The sequence below is a fragment of the Cryobacterium sp. Hb1 genome (assembly GCF_004403585.1).
In the GTDB taxonomy this organism is placed as follows: Bacteria; Actinomycetota; Actinomycetes; order Actinomycetales; family Microbacteriaceae; genus Cryobacterium; species Cryobacterium lyxosi.
In genome coordinates this window covers 77,501-95,233 of sequence record NZ_SOHI01000027.1, presented here as the reverse complement: position 1 = coordinate 95,233, position 17,733 = coordinate 77,501, and the positions used below count along the sequence as shown (strand labels likewise).

The 17,733-nt window shown below is 64.7% G+C and carries 18 protein-coding genes; 10 read left to right on the top strand and 8 right to left on the bottom strand.

Annotation, left to right across the window (positions count from 1 at the left end; genetic code table 11):
- Positions 1-9 precede the first annotated feature (9 nt).
- Entirely contained in the window at positions 10-1,053 is a 1,044-nt protein-coding gene (locus E3T38_RS09845; protein WP_134548073.1) for an aromatic acid exporter family protein, read from the top strand.
- A 125-nt stretch (positions 1,054-1,178) separates the two neighbouring features.
- On the opposite strand, the gene E3T38_RS09840 is transcribed toward E3T38_RS09845, so the two are convergent.
- Together E3T38_RS09840 and E3T38_RS09835 are read right to left on the bottom strand one after the other, a co-directional pair.
- A complete protein-coding gene (locus E3T38_RS09840) occupies positions 1,179-1,943 on the bottom strand; it encodes an amino acid ABC transporter ATP-binding protein (RefSeq protein ID WP_134548072.1) in 765 nt (254 codons plus the stop codon).
- A complete protein-coding gene (locus E3T38_RS09835) occupies positions 1,940-3,406 on the bottom strand; it encodes an amino acid ABC transporter substrate-binding protein/permease (protein WP_134548071.1) in 1,467 nt (488 codons plus the stop codon). Before E3T38_RS09835 ends, E3T38_RS09840 begins: the two co-directional genes overlap by 4 nt.
- A gap of 179 nt (positions 3,407-3,585) precedes the next feature.
- Between E3T38_RS09835 and E3T38_RS09830 the strand changes: the two genes are divergently transcribed.
- Positions 3,586-4,539: a LysR family transcriptional regulator gene (locus E3T38_RS09830; protein WP_134548070.1), complete on the top strand. Its 954-nt coding sequence runs from the start codon at positions 3,586-3,588 to the stop codon at positions 4,537-4,539.
- Between the two features lie 159 nt (positions 4,540-4,698).
- Positions 4,699-5,751, top strand: coding sequence for an FUSC family protein (locus E3T38_RS09825; RefSeq protein ID WP_134548069.1), 1,053 nt, complete (start codon positions 4,699-4,701; stop codon positions 5,749-5,751).
- Between the two features lie 95 nt (positions 5,752-5,846).
- On the opposite strand, the gene E3T38_RS09820 is transcribed toward E3T38_RS09825, so the two are convergent.
- Positions 5,847-6,881 carry a nitronate monooxygenase family protein gene (locus tag E3T38_RS09820; RefSeq protein WP_134548068.1) on the bottom strand — a complete coding sequence of 345 codons (1,035 nt, stop codon included), beginning with the start codon at positions 6,879-6,881 and terminating at the stop codon, positions 5,847-5,849.
- 181 nt (positions 6,882-7,062) lie between these two features.
- Between E3T38_RS09820 and E3T38_RS09815 the strand changes: the two genes are divergently transcribed.
- Positions 7,063-7,353: a DUF4287 domain-containing protein gene (locus E3T38_RS09815; protein WP_134548067.1), complete on the top strand. Its 291-nt coding sequence runs from the start codon at positions 7,063-7,065 to the stop codon at positions 7,351-7,353.
- Positions 7,354-7,495: 142 nt separating this feature from the next.
- On the opposite strand, the gene E3T38_RS09810 is transcribed toward E3T38_RS09815, so the two are convergent.
- Positions 7,496-8,056 (bottom strand): YceI family protein, encoded by a 561-nt coding sequence (locus tag E3T38_RS09810; protein ID WP_134548066.1) that lies wholly within the window; start codon positions 8,054-8,056, stop codon positions 7,496-7,498.
- A 233-nt stretch (positions 8,057-8,289) separates the two neighbouring features.
- On the opposite strand from E3T38_RS09810, the gene E3T38_RS09805 reads away from it, so the two are divergent.
- The 5 genes from E3T38_RS09805 (at position 8,290) to E3T38_RS09785 (ending at position 13,437) form a co-directional block, all read left to right on the top strand.
- The gene (locus E3T38_RS09805; protein ID WP_134548065.1) at positions 8,290-9,189 is read left to right on the top strand and encodes an oxygenase MpaB family protein; all 900 of its coding nucleotides are present in this window, start codon (positions 8,290-8,292) and stop codon (positions 9,187-9,189) included.
- Positions 9,190-9,196: 7 nt separating this feature from the next.
- On the top strand, positions 9,197-9,685 hold the full coding sequence (locus E3T38_RS09800; RefSeq protein WP_134548064.1) for an Lrp/AsnC family transcriptional regulator: 489 nt from the start codon (positions 9,197-9,199) through the stop codon (positions 9,683-9,685).
- Between the two features lie 109 nt (positions 9,686-9,794).
- Positions 9,795-10,937 (top strand): pyruvate dehydrogenase (acetyl-transferring) E1 component subunit alpha, encoded by a 1,143-nt coding sequence (gene pdhA, locus E3T38_RS09795; RefSeq protein WP_241984407.1) that lies wholly within the window; start codon positions 9,795-9,797, stop codon positions 10,935-10,937.
- Positions 10,934-11,953, top strand: coding sequence for an alpha-ketoacid dehydrogenase subunit beta (locus E3T38_RS09790; protein ID WP_134548063.1), 1,020 nt, complete (start codon positions 10,934-10,936; stop codon positions 11,951-11,953). The genes pdhA and E3T38_RS09790 overlap by 4 nt, the downstream gene beginning before the upstream one ends.
- Positions 11,953-13,437 carry a dihydrolipoamide acetyltransferase family protein gene (locus E3T38_RS09785; protein ID WP_134548062.1) on the top strand — a complete coding sequence of 495 codons (1,485 nt, stop codon included), beginning with the start codon at positions 11,953-11,955 and terminating at the stop codon, positions 13,435-13,437. The genes E3T38_RS09790 and E3T38_RS09785 overlap by 1 nt, the downstream gene beginning before the upstream one ends.
- 36 nt (positions 13,438-13,473) lie before the next feature.
- Here the strand turns inward: E3T38_RS09785 and E3T38_RS16750 are convergent, their stop codons facing one another.
- Positions 13,474-13,650 carry a hypothetical protein gene (locus tag E3T38_RS16750; RefSeq protein WP_166805492.1) on the bottom strand — a complete coding sequence of 59 codons (177 nt, stop codon included), beginning with the start codon at positions 13,648-13,650 and terminating at the stop codon, positions 13,474-13,476.
- Between the two features lie 124 nt (positions 13,651-13,774).
- On the opposite strand from E3T38_RS16750, the gene E3T38_RS09780 reads away from it, so the two are divergent.
- Positions 13,775-15,181 carry a DUF2079 domain-containing protein gene (locus E3T38_RS09780; RefSeq protein ID WP_134548061.1) on the top strand — a complete coding sequence of 469 codons (1,407 nt, stop codon included), beginning with the start codon at positions 13,775-13,777 and terminating at the stop codon, positions 15,179-15,181.
- 33 nt (positions 15,182-15,214) lie between these two features.
- On the opposite strand, the gene E3T38_RS09775 is transcribed toward E3T38_RS09780, so the two are convergent.
- From E3T38_RS09775 to E3T38_RS09765, 3 genes are all read right to left on the bottom strand, one after another.
- Positions 15,215-16,255: a hypothetical protein gene (locus E3T38_RS09775; RefSeq protein WP_134548060.1), complete on the bottom strand. Its 1,041-nt coding sequence runs from the start codon at positions 16,253-16,255 to the stop codon at positions 15,215-15,217.
- A 158-nt stretch (positions 16,256-16,413) separates the two neighbouring features.
- Positions 16,414-17,151 carry an enoyl-CoA hydratase/isomerase family protein gene (locus E3T38_RS09770; protein WP_134548059.1) on the bottom strand — a complete coding sequence of 246 codons (738 nt, stop codon included), beginning with the start codon at positions 17,149-17,151 and terminating at the stop codon, positions 16,414-16,416.
- Positions 17,148-17,675, bottom strand: a complete 528-nt coding sequence (locus tag E3T38_RS09765; RefSeq protein ID WP_134548058.1) for a hypothetical protein — start codon at positions 17,673-17,675, stop codon at positions 17,148-17,150. The genes E3T38_RS09770 and E3T38_RS09765 overlap by 4 nt, the downstream gene beginning before the upstream one ends.
- Between the last annotated feature and the right edge of the window lie 58 nt (positions 17,676-17,733).

The following is a 17,733-nucleotide window of genomic DNA, read 5'->3' as shown; positions in this document are numbered from 1 at the left end:
CCTTGACCAGTGAAACTAACCTCGGCCCTGCGCATCTCCAAACGACTCCCGCTGCTGCAGGTCGTCAAGGTGGCCGTCGCCGTCGCCCTGGCCTGGGTCGTCTCCCAGCTGTTGTTACCGAGCGACCTGCCGATCTTCGCTGCGATCGCTGCCCTGCTCGTCGTACAGCCGAGCGTCAACCAGACCCTCGGGCGAGCGATCGAACGCACCGCGGGCGTCATCGGCGGCGTTGTCATCGCTTCCACGATCGGTTTCTTCCTCGGCGAGTCCAGCTGGGTCGTTCTCGGCACGATTATGGTCAGCCTGCTCGTTGCCTGGGCACTGCGCCTGTCCCCGTCGTCGGCGAGCCAGATTCCCATCAGCGCCATGCTCGTACTCGCCCTCGGCGCCACGACCCCCGGTTACGCCCTCGATCGAATCTTCGAGACGTTCATCGGAGCAGGAATCGCCCTCGTCATCAATGCCCTCATCGTTCCCCCGGTACTGATTGCGCCTGCCCGCGACGCCGTCGGCCTGCTGGCTCGCGAGCTGGCCGACACCTTCGACCGCATTGCCCAGGCGCTGCGCACCCCACAGAGCCCGATCGACCTGATGGAATTGATGATCAAGGCCCGGCTGCTGCGCCCCATGCTCGTGTCGGCGGAGAAGGCCATCGCGCAGGCCGAGGAGAGCCTCATGCTCAACCCTCGCAAAGCCAAGCTGCGAGTGGCCCTCGACGCCGACCACGACATGATCGAGCGACTGCCGACTCTCGTAACCCGCGCAATCGGCATGACTCGAGCACTGCACGACCACTACGACCCATCACTGCAGTTCGAGCCCACCGTTCAGGCCTTCTCTCGGGAGCTAGCCCGGGCGGCGCACGACCTGGGCCTACTCGCCCGCGCCGACGGTGACCGTGCGTCTGTACCAGAGCCGGCCGCGCCCGACGTGCTCGCCCTGACCGCGCCGCTGCAGATCGTGACGCCGCACCCTGACCACTGGATTCTGATCGGATCGCTCATGGAAGACCTGCGCCGGGTACGCGAAGAAATCGTCGGCGACCGCGCCTGAGCTTTTCTGCGCAGTAACGGATGCTGCGCGCACCGTGGATGCAGGACCCATCGATAAGGTGCGCCCCACTTCGGTGCGCGCTCCAGGGGTTACCGCAGCGGCCACCGCAATGGGGCGCGGTGAAGCTACAGCACCATGGAGAGGAAGTCCTGCGTGCGTTCCTGTTGCGGGTTGCCGAACAGCTCGGCCGGGGTACCCTCTTCGACGATGACCCCCTCGGCCATGAAGATGACCCGGTCGGCGACTTCGCGGGCGAAACCCATTTCGTGGGTGACCACGACCATGGTCATGCCCTCGGCGGCGAGATCACGGATGACCTGCAGCACTTCGCCGACCATCTCCGGGTCGAGGGCGCTCGTGGCCTCGTCGAAGAGCATGATGTCGGGGTTCACAGCGAGGGATCGGGCGATGGCGACACGCTGCTTCTGACCGCCGGAAAGCTGGCCGGGGCGGGCGTCTGCTTTGTCGGCGAGGCCCACCCGGTCGAGCAGTTTGAGGGCGGTGGCGCGGGCATCCGTCTTGGATTCCTTCTTCAACTCAACCGGGGCCAGCATGATGTTCTGCAACACCGTCATGTGCGGAAACAGGTTGAAGTGCTGAAAAACCATGCCGATGTGCTGCCGCACCTCGTTGAGGTCGACCGTCTTATCGCCGAGGTTGAATCCGTCGACGATGACCGTGCCGGCGCTGAGCTCGTCGAGCTTGTTCAGGCAGCGCAGAAACGTGGACTTGCCCGAGCCCGACGGACCGATGACACAGACGACCTCGCCCTCGTTGATCTCGACGTCGAGGCCCTTGAGCACCTCGTTGGAGCCAAACGACTTGCGCAGTCCCCTGACGCTGATTTTACTGCCGGCGGGAATTGTGCTGCCGGCGCTGTTCTTGCTCATTTGTTGAACCTCTTGTCGAGCGTGTTGGAGAGCATGGTGAGCAAATTGATGACGATGAAGTACAGCGCGGCCACGATCAGCAGGGTCTCACCGGTGCGAAAGTTCGCGGCGTAAATCTGCTGGCCCTGGTAGGTGAGCTCGGCGAAGCCGATCACCGCCAGGAGAGAGGTGTCTTTCAGCGTCATCACGAACTGGTTGATGAACGACGGCGTCATGATCTTCACGGCCTGCGGCAGCACGACGCGTCGCATCGTCGTGACGTAGCCGAGGCCGAGACTGCGGCCGGCCTCGGTCTGGCCCGGGTCGACCGACTGGATACCGCCGCGCACGATCTCGGTCATGTAGGCGCCGGCATTGAGGCTCAGGGTCAGTACACCGGCCGTGAGTACGTCGATTGACTGCCCGGTGAGCTGCGGCAGGCCGAAGTAGAAGAAGAAGGCCTGCACGAGCAGCGGGGTGCCCCGAAAGATACTCACGTAGATGCTCGCCAAGCCGCGCAGCACGCGACTCTCGGAGACCTTGAAGAACCCGAACAGTACGCCGAGCACGAGGGCGACCACAATCGACAGCCCGGTCGCGAGCAGCGTCAGGCCGAGGCCCTTCATAAGGGCTGGCAGGCTGTCGGACAACAGCCCGAAGAAACCGGATGCCGCGTCGGGCGCCGGCTGCTCCAGATACGTATCGAGAATGGACTGGTAATCACCGTTGCTCTTCAGCTCGGCCAGACCGGTGTTGAAGGCAGCAAGCAGCTCGGGGTTCTCGCCCTTGTTGACAGCGAAGCCGTAGGAACTGCCCTGTTCCTTCTCGGTGACCGACTTGAGCCCGTTGTTCTGGTTGATGCCGTAGGCGAGCACCGGGTAATCATCGAAGACGGCGACAGAGTTGCCAGCCTTGACGTCGTCGTACATCGTGGCCGAGTCGGCCAGTGCCTTGACGGTGAAGCCGTACTCGTCTTTGATCGAGTTGGCGAAGGTCTCGCCCTCGCTGCCGCGTTTGGCAACGACGGTTTCACCGGCCAGGTCGGCGTAACCGGTGATTTCAGTGTTGTCCTCGGCGACAGCCATCTGCACACCGGAGTCGAAGTACGGGTCGGAGAAATCGAACACCAGCTTGCGCTCGTCGGTGATCGACATTCCGGCGATGACGCCGTCCACCTGATTGGACTGTAACGCCTGCAGCGCGGCGTCGAAACCGAGCGACTTGATCTCAACGGTGAAGCCTTGGTTAGCAGCGATGTCACGAATCAAGTCCATGTCGATGCCGGTCAGTTCACCGTCTTCGCGGTACTCAAACGGTGCGAAGGTCGTGTCGGTACCGATAACGTAGTTTTCGCCGGCGACCGTTGTCCGGGGCTGCACGTGGCTGCTCGGCTGGCTCGCGGCCACGGCGCTGACGCCCGCGAACCCGCTGGCGAGGGCCAGCAGCGCCGTGACGGCAACCGAGAGCTTTCTTGCCCGGGACATATTCATTTTGCGCAAAGGAAAACCATTTCTTGTCGTGCGATCTGCTTGGACTGGCGGCCAGAGAGTTGTTTCGCGCCGATCGACGCTGATCTACCCCAGGGCGGTTGCTGCACACCCTGTCGAAACGAGCCTACCTTGGGGTGCACGCCCCACTGATTACCAACGTGAAAGAAGAGCCTATGCGTTTTCGCCAGCTCGAATATTTTGTCGCTGTCGCCCGGGAACGGCACTTCGCTCGTGCGGCCGCCGCATGCCACGTTTCCCAGCCTGCCCTCTCCGCGGCAATCAACAGATTGGAACAGGAGCTCAATGTTTCTCTGATCAATCGTGGTCATACCTTTGAGGGGCTGACGCCGGAGGGCGAACGCTTGGTGATTTGGGCCAAACGAATCCTCGCCGAGCACGACGCTTTCAAGGCGGAGGTGCAGGCCGTGCAGTCCGGAGTGACCGGCGTGTTACGGCTGGGTGTTGTACCGAGTGCCTCGACGACGGTCGCACTGGTGGTTGCCGCGTTCTGTGCTGCGCATCCGTTGGCCAGGGTCCAAATCAAGTCGGGCCTGTCCGCGGTCGAGATTGGCCGGCGATTGCGGAATTTCGAGCTGGATGCCGGCGTCACCTATCTCGATGACGGGGAAGACCCGCGACTCTTCTTCGTGCCGTTGTACGAGGAACGCTATGTTCTCATCGCCTCCGACGAACTCCTTCCAGAGATTCCACCGACGATGACCTGGCGTCAGGCGTCCGCGCTCCCCCTTGCTGTCTTGACAACGGAAATGCGCAGCAGACAAGTGATCGACGATGCCTTCAGCCAGAACCAGATTCGGATGGAGCCGCAGGTAGAAACGGACTCGATCGCCTCCCTGCACGCGCACATGAAGACGGGCCAGTGGGCCAGCATCGTGCCACATTCGTGGGTGCAAACCATCACACCGTCATCGCGGACCCGCATTGTGCCACTCGTCGATCCCGTCGCCACCGCGCGCGTCGCTGCGGCGATAAAACCCGCGTCGCCTGGTTCGGTGACCGCACGGGCGTTCGCGGCCGTTGCAGCGCGGCTTTCCCTGGGTGAGCTGTTCGATCGGGGGCTTTCGTCGATCGCGCCCGAAGCGCCCGCGACGCCACGGGCTGATTGATAATGTCTGGTTATCGACTGGTTGCATTCAAGTCTTGGACCGGCGAGGCAAAGCGGTACAGACTGGGCTGAGCGCAGCAGTCGGGCGTGAAACCAGCCAACCGGGTTCTGCTGTTCACGCCGCGTCGCCATCGTTCTGTTCGAAAGGCCGTGAGACCCTGTGCGCCCGGTCCTGTTCTACCTGCGCGCACTCGTCAGTGTCCCACCCGCGGTCAATGATCACTGGCCGGCGCTTCGCGTCGGCCTGGGGGTCACCGTCCCAGTGTTGCTCCTGCTGATTTTTGGCCACCCCGAGCTGACCATCTATGCCGTTTTCGGTGCTTTCACGGGCATGTACGGCCGTGGTGAAACCCATCAGCTGCGGTTGGTGCACCAGGCCCAGGCTGCGGCGTTACTGCTGACCGGGGTGACTGTCGGTGTGGCTCTGTCCATCACCCACGTTCAGGCCTGGGGGCTGGTCTTTATCGAGGCACTCCTGGCCGGACTTGGTTCACTCGTAGCCGACAAAATAAAGCTCAGACCCGCCGGGCCATTCTTCGGCATTTTTGCTTTGGGAGCCTGCGCGTCGATCCCCACGGTCATCCCACTGTGGACGGCCGCGCTCATCTGCGGCGCGTCCGCACTCTTTTCCCTGCTGGTCGGGTTCACCGGCTGGTTTGGAAACCGCACCTGGGATTCCACGGCGAGACGCCCTACCGAACCTCGCTCCGGACCATGGCTCCCGAAGGCGGGCGTGCACGCCACTCGTTATATCGTCGCCGTTGCAGCCGCCGGTGCTCTCGGCCTCCTCCTGGGAATCGGCCACGCCTATTGGGCTATGGCCGCTGCGGCCGTTCCCCTCGCCGGCGCCGATCTTTCCAGCCGGGTGCAGCGAGGCATCCATCGCGTACTCGGGACCTATGCCGGCCTGGGCGTGACGGCTGGTGTGCTGCTGCTGCATCCCGGCACGACCGTGCTGGTTATCCTCGTCATGGCCCTGCAGTTCCCGGCGGAACTATTCATGGTGCGCCATTACGGTGTCGCCCTCATTTTTTTCACGCCCGTGATACTGCTGATGACTCAACTCGCCAGCCCGGTCGACCCGGTGTCCCTGCTCGCAGACCGCGGTTTGGAAACCCTTATCGGTGCCGTGGTCGGGATCACCGTCGTTCTGCTGATCCGCGACCGTCTCCCCCGAAGCACCATGGCTCCGGTGGAAAACCCCGCCGCCTGACCAGTCGACGCAGCGCAACCTGCGTGCCGCTCACGACCCCGAAGCGGAGGGTCAGCCCCGTGCCGCCACAACTCAGCCGCTGAACTGGCGCCCGGCTAACGGCGAGCGGTCGCCGCCGTCGCCTCCACCCAGAGGGCCTCAAGAACAGACTGGACAGAACCCGCGGTCGCAGCGCGATACCCGGTGCCGGCCCAGAGGGCGAGTCCGTCGGCGTCACCCCGGCGGGCAGCATCCGCTCGAAGGCCCTTGGTGACGTGATGCACCTGGGGGTACTCGCTCGGTGCGGTATTGCCGTGCTTGATGATGAAAGCGTTCAGCAGGGCGCGCGCCGGACGGCCCGAGAAAGCACGGGTGATCACTGTCTCGGTGAATCGCGACTCGACCAGCGCGTCTTTGTGGGCCTGGGTCGCGCCCGATTCGTCGGTGCGCAGAACCGCCGTGCCCACCTGAACAGCCTCGGCACCGGTCGCGAGCAACGCAGCGACCTGCTCCCCCGAGTGGATGCCGCCCGCCGCGATCAGGGGCAGTGTCGCCTCCGCACGAATCGCCATCAACAGCGCGCCCAATGCGAGGGTGCTCGGTTCGTCGTGCGTCTGGAAGGTCGCTCGGTGTCCGCCGGCTTCCGGCCCCTGCACGCAGAGTGCGTCGACTCCACGCTCGACCGCTTGCAGAGCTTCCGGGACCGAGGTGACCGTGGCGATCAGGTACGACCCGGCCGCGTGCATCCGTGTCACCACACCTGCGGGAGGCAGTCCGAAGGTGAAGGAGACCACCGGAACCTTCTGATCGATGACCACGGCCACCTTCTCGACGAAATAATCGTCGTCCTCGGCGACAATCTCGGAAAACGTGGTTGTGTACTCGTCTGCCAGTGCGTCACGATAGGCCAGGACGGCGGTCCGGTCGGTCAGGGGCGGCTGCGGTACGAACAGGTTGACGCCGAAGGCATTCTGGGTGCGCTGCTGCACCTCGATGATCTGCTCGGCCAGCGCCTGCGGGGTTTTGTAGCCGCCCGCCAGAAAGCCGAGACTGCCAGTGTCGCTCACGGCGACCACGAGGTTGGGCGTTGAAGCGCCGCCGGCCATGGGGGCCGCGAGAATCGGAATCTTCAGGTCGTTCAGGGTGAACACGGGAATCTCCTCGTTCGATTAGACCATTGTTCTAATGATTGGACCGGCAATCTAATTTTCGTGTCGCCTGCTCTTATGCACGCGACGCACCGGGATTAATGCACGGGCATCATTTCACCCTAGCCCCGCAGTACTGTCTCGCGCATACTAACGAGAGCGCGCCTCGACGTCAGGAGACCTCATGTCATTTCAGGCTTATCTCACCGCGATCGAAGAGAAGACCGGGTTCACGCCGCGCGCGCTGGTCGCCCTCGCGCACGAACGCGGTCTCGACGAACCAACCACGAAGGCCGGTGCCATCGTCGACTGGCTCAAGGCCGACTACGGACTGGGTCGCGGCCACGCCATGGCCTTGGTCTATGTCATCAAGAATGGTGCCACGATCAACGAAAAACATGTTGGCAGAGATGGCGTACACCGCGACGAGACTGTCGAGCTGTGGCTTGATGGCAAGGACACCCGCCCGGTCTGAGCCTCGGCAAGCGCAGCGCGGCGCAATTCGCGGCCAGCGCGTAACTTTGGGAATGACATTCGGTTCTGTCTCACCCAGGAGTCGTGGCCCCTTCACGACACAAGGCCCCACCGAAGTGGGGCCCTGACCGACAACGTAACGGTTACGCGTTGAGCGCAGCCTGCAGTTCGAGCGTGATGGTGACCTTGTCGCCGAGCAGCATGCCGCCGGTTTCGAGGGCGGCGTTGTAGGTGAGGCCGAAGTCTTCGCGGTTGACTTCGGTCTTGGCTGTGGCACCGAACTTGTAGTTTCCGTAGGGGTCGCCGCCGAAGCCGCCGAACTCGAGCTCGAAGGTGGCCGGCTTGGTGACGCCCTTGATGGTGATGTTGCCGTCGACGAGATAGTCGCCCTTGACTTCGCGCATTCCGGTCGACACAAAGTCGATGGTCGGGTACGTCTCGGCGTCGAAGAAGTCCCCGGTGCGCAGGTGACCGTCGCGGCTGGGCTCGTTGGTGTTGATGGAGACGACCTTGGCAGAAGCGGTGACGCTCGTCTCGAGCGGGTTTTCGCCGGTCACGAAGGTGGCGTCGAAGTCTTCGAAGGTGCCCTTGACCTTGCTGATGACGATGTGGCGAATGCTGAAGCTCACCGAGCTGTGGGTCTTGTCGATGGTCCAGGTTCCGGCCTTGAAGCCGGGGATGCTCGTTGCGGTGCTCTCGCTCATAGAATTTCTCCTCCAATGTGTGGGCCCAGGAATTGTCGCCCTCGGATACATGCAAGTGCATAGAACTCGGTCGTATTCCCGGGAAGGCAAGAATTTATCTTCCCCTCATCGGGCATGAGGACGAAGCCTGTATGCAGGCCGACCGAATACACTCAGCGTGTCACGGGGTTCTGCGTGTTTATCGGGAGGTAGCTGTGCGCATAGGTCGTTCCCGCAGGATAGCCCCGAGTCTGATGGGGGTCGCTGGTGAGGGCATCCTGATTGCCGCCGGAGGCCGCGCCATTTTGCTACAGCTGGCCAATCCGGCCATCGGCCACGGCGTCGCCGATCACAGTCATTTCGCCGATCGTCCCCTCGATCGACTCAACGGCACGCTCAGCTACGTCTACGCCATCGTCTTCGGCGATGCGGAGCTGGCCGCCACTATGGCGGCGCGGGTCAACCACGCGCACGGTCCCGTGCATTCAACCGGCACGACACCCGGGTACAACGCGTTCACGCCCGAGCTGCAGCTCTGGGTCGCCGCGACGCTGTACGAATCGGCCACTCACCTGCACGGCCAGCTCTTCGGTGCGCTCGACGACCAGGCGGCCGATGAGGTCTACCGCGAATACTCTCGCCTCGGCACAGCGCTGCAGGTACCGCCAGGCCTGTGGCCGACCGACCGTGCGGCATTTCGTCAGTATTGGAACGAGCAGCTCGCCCTGTTGACAACGGATGCCGCCACCCGCGCCGTCGCGCACGAACTGTTGCACTCGCGCACCGCACCCCTGTGGTATCGCGCTGCCTTGCCCGTGGCCCGCCTGCTGACCGCAGGCCTGCTGCCTCCGCACGTTCGGGTTCTCTTCGACCTGCCGTGGTCGACGCGGCACCGGCGATGCTTTGACCTGGTGCTGGGCGGCATCCGCCTGGTCTATCCGCGGCTGCCGCGCCGGGTGCGACATTGGCCGAAGAATCACTACCTGCGCGTGCTGCGCAAATCCGCGCTGCGCGGATCCACGACGCCCGCGTCGGTGAAGCCAACATCGGCGCCGCCCACATCGACGCCGCCCACATCGACGGCGCCAGCATCGGCGCCGCCCACATCGACGGCGCCAGCATCGGTGCCGCCCACATCGACGCCGGTAGCATGAGGGTCCAATGACGCAGCCGCAGACACCCCACCCCGGACTCGACGGCGTTGATCGCCAGATCATCGCCGAACTCAGCCGGGACTCCAGACTCTCCATTCGCCAGCTGGCCCTGCAGGTGCACATCTCCCGCACTGCCGCACACACTCGGGTGCAGAAGCTCATCAGCCATAGTGTGATCACCGGTTTCGGCGCCCAGACCAACCGCAAGGCCCTCGGCCTCAATGTGTCGGCTCTCGTCATCGTGAAGATCGCTGACGTAGCCTGGGGTGATATCGCCGCGCAGCTGGCCGAACTCCCCTTCGTCGAGAAGGCGCAGGCAGTGAGCGGGGACATCGACATTATTCTCACCGTGAGCGCTCCCGACCACGAACAGCTCAGCCAGGCCATTCTTCGCGACATCCACAGCATGCCCGGGGTGATCTCGACCCGGTCGCACCTAATCCTCGACGAGATCGTCGGGCACGCGCCCGGTACCACTCCGGACGCTTGGCACTGAGACACGCTTCAGTAATGCCGTTTGGTCGATGTCTGGCATGTGCACGGCCAATCGTTCACAACTGCAAAAAAGCTGGGTGCGGACTGGCGTAAAGGCGCACCATTGCCTCATGAGCCTCAATGTCGAGAACCCGAGCATGACCACCGTGCTGCCAGCCCCACCCCTGCGTTTGATCGACGACCTCGGCCGTATGGTCCCGCAAAACGAGAGCGGCGGCTTCACCCTTCCGGTCGTGGACATCCTGCTCAGTCTGTATCGGCAGATGGTCATCGCCCGCCGTTTCGACGCACAGGTCACCGCCCTCACCCGGCAGGGTCGCCTTGCCACGTACCCCTCCGCGCTCGGCCAGGAAGCCTGTGAGATCGCCGCGGTTGCCGCGCTCGACCCGCAGGACTGGCTGTTTCCGACCTACCGCGACAGTATCGCGCTGCTCACCCGGGGCGTCGAGCCGAAAGACATCCTCGCCTCATTCCGCGGTGACTGGCACAGCGGCTACGACTATCACACGCACCGCATCGCCCCGCAAGCTACCCCGCTGGCCACTCAGGCGCTCCACGCCGTCGGTCTGGCCACCGCAGCGAAGCTCAAACGCGACGACACCGTGGCGCTGACCCTGCTCGGTGACGGCGCCACGAGCGAGGGTGATGCCCACGAGGCGTTCAATTTCGCGGCCGTCTGGCAGGCTCCCGTCGTCTTCGTCGTGCAGAACAACCAGTTCGCCATCAGCGTTCCCCTCGACAAGCAGATGGCCTGCCGCACCATCGCCGACAAAGCGATCGGCTACGGTATGCCCGGCTATTACGTCGACGGCAACGACGTTGCGGCCATGTACGCCGTCATCTCGGCGGCCATCGACCGCGCTCGCAGCGGCGGTGGCCCGACCCTGATCGAGGGCCTCACCTACCGCATTGAAGCACACACCAACTCGGATGACCCCACGCGCTACCGAAAGGCGGCCGACGTCGACCTGTGGCGCCACCGAGACCCGATCGAACGTCTGGAAAAATACCTCGTCGCGCAGGGCGCCCTGACCGATGAGGTGCGTGCTTCGATTCTGGCGGCCGCTGAGGAGCTCGCCACCACCACCCGGGACTGCATGACCGAGCAGGCGGTCGTCGACCCGCTGGAACTGTTCGAGCACGTCTACTCCACCCCGCGCACCGCCCTGATGGAGCAACGCGCCTTTCTGGCGGCCGAACTCGACGGCGACGCTGTGGCATCCGTTGTTGCTCGTGAAAAGAGCACCCGATGAGCCCAAAACAGCCCCTGCAGATCGGCACCGCGGTGCGCGCGCCAGAAAACCTCACCATGGCCGCCGCGCTCAACGCCGCCATTCACGATGCCATGGTCGATGATCCGACGGTCGTTCTGTTCGGCGAAGACGTCGGCCCGCTTGGCGGCGTCTTTCGAGTCACCGACGGGCTCTACGCCGAATTCGGCGAAACCCGCGTGAGCGACTCCCCACTGGCCGAAGCCGGCATCGTCGGAACCGCGATCGGCATGGCCATGTACGGCCTGCGCCCCGTCGTGGAGATGCAGTTCGACGCGTTCAGCTACCCGGCTTTTCAACAGATCGTGTCGCACGTGGCCAAGATGCGCAACCGCACGCGCGGCAAAATTCAGCTGCCAATCGTCATCCGCATTCCCTACGCCGGCGACATCGGCGGGGTCGAACACCACTCCGATTCTTCCGAGGCCTACTGGACGGCTACGCCCGGACTCACCGTGGTGAGCCCGTCAAACCCGGCCGACGCCTATTCCATGCTCCGGGGCGCCATAGCAAGCGACGACCCGGTTATTTTCATGGAACCGAAGAGCCGGTACTGGAGCAAGGCTTCCGTGGCCTTGCCGGTGCAGACCGAGCCTTTGAACCGGGCGGTCGTGCTGCGCGCCGGCACCGACGTCACGCTCATCGCCTACGGGCCGACCGTGAAGACCGCACTCGCTACGGCCGAACAGGGCGCGGCTGAGGGGCTCTCGATCGAGGTCATCGACCTGCGTTCGCTCTCGCCTTTCGACGACGAGACGGTGGGGGCATCCGTTCGCAAGACCGGCCGCGCTGCCATCGTGCACGAAGCCGCCCAGTTCGGCGGCTACGGCGCCGAGGTCGCCGCTCGCCTGACCGAACGCAACTTCTTCTATCTGGCCGCACCCATTCTGCGCGTCACCGGTTTCGACATTCCCTACCCGTCACCCAAACTCGAGGAGTACTACTTGCCGACCCCCGACCGCATTCTTGCCGCACTATCGACCTGGGAGTGGTCCTGATGGGCCGCGAATTTCTGCTGCCCGACCTCGGCGAGGGCCTCACCGAGGCCGAGATCGTGGCGTGGCTGGTCGCTCCCGGCGACACGATTGTCATCGACCAGGCCGTGGTCGAGGTCGAATCGGCGAAATCGATCGTGGAACTGCCATCACCATACGGCGGCGTCGTGGCCAGCCTGTTCGGTGAGCCAGGGCAGATCATCCACGCCGGGCAGGTGTTACTGACCGTGGCTGACGCCGCCGAGGCTGTGGACGTTCCAGACGTTCCAGACGTTCCAGACGTTCCAGACGTTCCAGACGCTCCAGACGCTCCAGACGCTCCAGACGCTCCAGACGCTCCAGACGCTCCGGTTGCCGCAGCGACCGCCGCCACCGCATCCGAAGGCTCCGGCGCCGTACTGGTCGGCTACGGTACGACGGAGAGTACCCGGCCGGCGCGCACGGTGCCCGCCGGACGTTTCGGCGGCATAAGTACGTCCCGCGATACCCGCGTATTTCCAGCGGATGCCGCGGCTTTGCCCGCGCCGACCCTCCCGGTGGCCGCGGCGCGGACTACGCCCACGGCATCCGTTATGACCGGCGTGCTGCACCCGGCCCGCCGCTCCCCCGTCGTCTCGCCGATCGTGCGTCGACTCGCCCGCGACAACGGCTTCGATGCGAGCATGCTCGCCGGCACCGGGCAGAACAACCTGGTGCTGCGTACAGACGTCGACGACTATATTCGCGACCTGACTGCCCGCCCGACGCCTGCCCGCGCGACGCCTGCCCGCAACGCCGCCCAACCGGCCGATGTGAGTGCCGACATCCGCATTCCCATCACCGGCCTGCGCAAGGCCGTCTCCGCGCGGTTGACGACGTCGCGGCGGGAGATTCCCGAGGCGACGATCTGGCTCGACGTCGACGCAACGGCATTGTTCACCGCCCGCGATCAGTTGCTGATGGCGACCGGCGAGCGGTTCAGCGTGACGGCGCTCATCGCGCGTTTCGTGGTCGCCGGGTTGCGACAGTTTCCGCTGCTCAACTCCTCGGTCGACACCGCAAGCCAGGAGATTTTGCAACACGGAGCGGTGAACCTCGGCATTGCGGCGCAAACCTCGCGCGGGCTGATGGTTCCGGTGATCCACGGCGCGCACGCGATGACGACACGGCAGTTGCGCGATTCCCTCGCCGAGCTCGTGGCGCACTCGCCAGACGGCACGTTCCCGCCGAGCGCGCTCACCGGCGGAACGTTCACCCTGAACAACTTCGGGTCGCTCGGTGTCGACGGTTCGGCGGCGATCATCAACCACCCGGAGGCGGCGATCCTCGGCATCGGTCGCATGATCGAGCGATCGTGGGTGGTCGACCACGCACTCGCGGTGCGTACCGTCGTTGAACTGTCGATGGTGTTCGATCACCGCGTCTGCGACGGCAAAACCGCGGCCGGGTTTCTCACCTATGTGGCTCGCTGCATCGAAAACCCGGTCAGTCTGCTGACCGACCTGTAGTTCCGCAGGAAGAAACGCGGTAATTTTTCGGAACCGTCAGCCGCCAGCGGTGTTCGTGGTGGCCAGCTGGCCGCGAACCGGGGTGGCACGCACACTGGTGTGGTCGCATCCGGAACACGTGAAGATGTAGACGGGAAGAGAATTGCGCTCGGCGTGGGCCGGATTCGGGCTGAGTCGGGCCCGGGAATGGCAGAAGGGGCAAGTGAGTGTCATGCGATCTCCGAGTGCGCCGTTGTTTGGGGCACGCTCTCAGTGTGCCGCCCGCATCGTCGGTCATCTAGGGCCATAGGTCCCGTACCGCTACAGGATCAGCCGGGGGCTGCGTTAGCGTGGTCGGATGAGGGGAATGGGCGGCGGTCGGCGACTGCCTGAATTGCAGCGGGCGCTCGGACCGTTCGTGCTTCCGGTGGGTGTCGGGATCGTGACGACCGCGCTGTACACCGTGTTCTCGAATCTGCAGTGGCGCAGTTTCGCGGCACCATCCTGGGACCTCGGAATCTTCACGCAGCTGGCCCGGCAGTACGCGGCACTTGAGGCGCCCATTGTCACGATCAAGGGCGAGAGTTTCAACCTGCTCGGTGACCACTTTCATCCGTTTCTGGTGGTGCTCGGCCCGATTTTCGCGATCTTTCCGCACGCTTTCACCCTGCTGGTGGTGCAAAATGCGATGTTGGGGATCGCCGCGGCAGCCTTGACTTACGCCGCCATCCGGCTGCTGGGGTCGCGCACCGGCACTCTGTTCGGGTTGGCGTTTGCGTTCAGCTTTGGTCTGCAAGCCGCGGTCGAGGCGCAGTTCCACGAGATCGCCTTCGCCGTTCCGTTGCTGGCGCTGTCTCTGACGGCCTTTCTTGGGCAAAAGTGGGTAACCTGCCTGCTCTGGGCGATGCCGCTCGTGTTCGTGAAAGAAGACCTCGGACTGACCGTGGCCGCGCTGGGCATCGTACTGGCCGTGCGCAGCCGGAATCCGCTCGGAGTGTGGTTGGCGGTCTGGGGCGTGGGCTGGTTTGCCCTGGCCAGCCTGGTCATCCTGCCGCTGCTCAACCCGAATGGGGCCTGGGCATATTCGAGCAGCATCGACCTACTCAAAATTATGGGTGACCCGGCGTCGCTGTTCCAGCCGCAGAAGGGCGTGACTCTCGCGCTGCTCCTCGTGGCCGGCGGCGTTATCGCGGTGCGTTCACCGCTCGCGCTCGTGCTGTTGCCGACCCTCGCCTGGCGGTTTCTATCCGATAATTCGGGCTATTGGGGGCCGACCTGGCAGTACAGCGCCGTGCTCATGCCGATCGTGTTCGCCGCCGCCCTCGACGGCATCGCGCTCGCGCGCGGCAGCCGGCGCCGTTGGCTGCGCGGGTACGGGCGGCAGGCAGCATCCGTTTCGATTGTCGCCGCCCTCGTGCTCACCACGACGCTGCCGCTGTTCACACTGACGGAGGTGGCGGGCAATATTTCAACGGATCGCACCATCGCTGCGACCGCTGCTCTGCAGGTCGTGCCAGACGGCGCCTTGGTCGAATCAGATATTGGGCTGATGAACTATCTCGTGGAACGAACGGATGTCTTCTGGCTCGGCAACAAGAACCCCCTGCCGGACTATCTCGTGATCGACCTTGCGGCCGGAGGTCTGCCGGCCGAGTGGACGTCGGCGCAGGTCGTGGGCGAAGCGCTGCACCCCGGGGTGGCATTCACGACGATCTATTCCGCCGGAGGTTACGAGGTGGCCCGCCTGGCCGGCCCGACGCCCTAGCTCCCGAGCGCCCGCGACCTTCCGGGCCCGGGCTCAGCTGAGAAACTGGGCTTGCCTTCCCATAGTGGACCCAGAAGCTAAGTGCGCCGACGGGTTCTCGGCGCCCAGGGCGGTCAGCAGGGCAGCGCCGGTGTGCGGGTCGTCGACCGTGACAGCGAATTGGTTGCCGCGACGCAGGTTCACCACGAGTGCAGGCCCGCCGCGCATGACCACTGCCGTACGCCCGCCCGTCATGCGGTACCCCCAGCCACCGGATCCCAGCGGGCTCACCGTGTCGGCGAACGCCGACTCCACCTGGTCGAGCGACACCTGCTTCAAACGGATGCCCAGCAGCCGGGACACGACGCGGAGCCCCCGCCGATCCACGCTCACCCGAACCTGCGCAAAGACGAGAGTCATCACCAGGATCAGCCCGACGATCACCATGGTCATGACACCGGCGCCCACCGAAGAAGTCTGACCGTCCTCGCCGAACACCGCGATCACACCGATGATTCCGCCGAGCACGATGAGTCCGCCGATGACGGCCATGACCGGACTTGTCACGAGCTGGGTCCAGGTGGCGGTGAGGTCGACTGAGGTCGTCTCTGCCGTCGCATCGACGGGTTCCACCACGGCCGCCGGAACAACCCACTTATGGGCGATCAGGAACGGCAGCGCACCATAGCCGCAGGCGGTAAAAGTGAACAGCACCCAAGCGCCCCATTCTGGTTCCGCGCCGCCGGCGGCAATCGTGACACCGGCCGTGGTCAGCCACAGGCACGACGACAACCCGGCGGCGAGCCCGAGTCCGAGGTACGCCTGACGCCGATTCGGCGCACCGCGCTCGCGTAGCCAGTAGGTGGCCAGAATCGCCGCGCCCAGGCTCACCACGAGGGCTACCACGGCCATCGCCCACGTAGGCATCGTTGAACTGACCGCACCATCGCGCCCCCACTGCCGTGGCAGCACGTCGGGCAAGCCATCGACCCAGAGCAACCAGGTGACGATAACCGCCAGAACCGGCAGCCACAGGGTCAGGGCTGCAGCGACATCCCTCGGGCGGGTTGGCGCCGCACTATTCACCAGTGTCATAAGGTCCCCCGATGAGTGTGGGCGGGTAAGTCCGCCATCGCACCGAATCCATCCAATCACGAACCGGCCCTGGCGTATTCAGGAAACTTCTTCCCAAAGCGCGTAATGGCTTGCGTCATGGCTGCCAAAGCAACCCTTTAGGCGCTTTCGCGGAAGGGCTAGCGCTTTCGACGGGCGAGGAACGCATCCATTCTGTTGAATTTTGCCTCGGACTCGAACAGGATCGACTGGGCGACGTTATCGACGAGCGGATGCGCGGCCCGCGGAGCGTGGAAGACCTCCTTGGCAAGCCTGGTCGCCAGCGGGTCCTGGGCGGCGATCCGGTCGGCCAGTGCGTGAGCGGCAACGAGCAGGTCATCGGGGTCGTGTACCTCGGTGACCAGGTGTACCGCGAGGCATTCGGAGGCGCTCAGGATGCGCCCGGCCAATATGATCTCCTTGGCCACCGGTTCGCCGACGAGCTCGGCCAGGCGCCAGAGCGCACCGGCGGCGGGCAGGATGCCGAGCGCTGTCTCCGGGTTGCCGAGCCGGGCACTCGTTGAGGCGATGCGAAAGTCGGCCGCGTAGGCGAGTTCGGCTCCGCCGCCGAGCGCCCAGCCGTCGATCGCGGCGATCACGGGCATCGGCAGCTGTGCGATGCGCGAGAACAGGGCAGAGTTGATTCCACGCAGCGCATCGTCGCGACGACGTTCGCGCAGCTCGGAGATGTCAGCACCGGAGGCAAAAACCCCATTCGCACCGCTGATAATGAGGATCCGCGGCTGCTGCTCGAGTTCGGCGCAGACGGCGTGCAGCTCGTCGATCATGGTCTGGTCGATGGCATTGCGCACGTCGGGCCGGTCGAGCTGAACGTGCACCCGGTCGACGCGGCGGTCAATCGTGAGGGTGGTGGTCATTGTGGGACATCTCCCTTGAGGTCGACACTTCGGTCGTGGCTGGAATCGGGGTCAGTCGTGCCGGCGGGGAACACCCGCTTGTAGCTGCGGCCGTCTGGCAGGGTCACCGTGCGGCTGACCAGGGTGCCGCGACGCACCTGCAGGTAGATAGCCTGGGCACTCACCCCACGTTCAGCTGCCGCCTCAGCGACGGACAGACCGGGGAGGTCGGTGGGCACACTGCTCGGTCGCGCGGAGCGTTTGCGGCCAGCTTCAAGGCGGGCGCTGATCTCATCGTCGGTGCCGCCCCAACGCCATCTGGCCGCCGGCGGTTTGAGCCCGGTGGCATCGGCGACCTGCTCCCACGACGTGTCGGCGGCGAGCGCAGCGCGCACCGCGACGAGCGTTGCCGGGTCTTGATCGAGGGAGGCCTGCAGCGAGCGGATGGCGCGCAGCCGGTCCAGGGGCGAGCTGCCGGCATCCGTGTGCAGCGCCAGAAGCCGCTCGAGCGCGGCTGCTGTCGTCGGTGCCAAAAACGATCCCATGCCTGGTCCTCATCACATCTGCTGCAACCGGTGTCAGCAGACCCATCTTGCCAGACCA

Coding starts and splice junctions, on each gene's coding strand:
- E3T38_RS09840 (WP_134548072.1), bottom strand. CDS start 1,943: ATGAGCAAGAACAGCGCCGGCAGCACAATTCCCGCCGGCAGTAAAATC.
- E3T38_RS09835 (WP_134548071.1), bottom strand. CDS start 3,406: ATGTCCCGGGCAAGAAAGCTCTCGGTTGCCGTCACGGCGCTGCTGGCC.
- E3T38_RS09830 (WP_134548070.1), top strand. CDS start 3,586: ATGCGTTTTCGCCAGCTCGAATATTTTGTCGCTGTCGCCCGGGAACGG.
- E3T38_RS09815 (WP_134548067.1), top strand. CDS start 7,063: ATGTCATTTCAGGCTTATCTCACCGCGATCGAAGAGAAGACCGGGTTC.
- E3T38_RS09810 (WP_134548066.1), bottom strand. CDS start 8,056: ATGAGCGAGAGCACCGCAACGAGCATCCCCGGCTTCAAGGCCGGAACC.
- E3T38_RS09805 (WP_134548065.1), top strand. CDS start 8,290: ATGGGGGTCGCTGGTGAGGGCATCCTGATTGCCGCCGGAGGCCGCGCC.
- E3T38_RS09800 (WP_134548064.1), top strand. CDS start 9,197: ATGACGCAGCCGCAGACACCCCACCCCGGACTCGACGGCGTTGATCGC.
- pdhA (WP_241984407.1), top strand. CDS start 9,795: ATGAGCCTCAATGTCGAGAACCCGAGCATGACCACCGTGCTGCCAGCC.
- E3T38_RS09790 (WP_134548063.1), top strand. CDS start 10,934: ATGAGCCCAAAACAGCCCCTGCAGATCGGCACCGCGGTGCGCGCGCCA.
- E3T38_RS09785 (WP_134548062.1), top strand. CDS start 11,953: ATGGGCCGCGAATTTCTGCTGCCCGACCTCGGCGAGGGCCTCACCGAG.
- E3T38_RS16750 (WP_166805492.1), bottom strand. CDS start 13,650: ATGACACTCACTTGCCCCTTCTGCCATTCCCGGGCCCGACTCAGCCCG.
- E3T38_RS09780 (WP_134548061.1), top strand. CDS start 13,775: ATGAGGGGAATGGGCGGCGGTCGGCGACTGCCTGAATTGCAGCGGGCG.
- E3T38_RS09775 (WP_134548060.1), bottom strand. CDS start 16,255: ATGACACTGGTGAATAGTGCGGCGCCAACCCGCCCGAGGGATGTCGCT.
- E3T38_RS09770 (WP_134548059.1), bottom strand. CDS start 17,151: ATGACCACCACCCTCACGATTGACCGCCGCGTCGACCGGGTGCACGTT.
- E3T38_RS09765 (WP_134548058.1), bottom strand. CDS start 17,675: ATGGGATCGTTTTTGGCACCGACGACAGCAGCCGCGCTCGAGCGGCTT.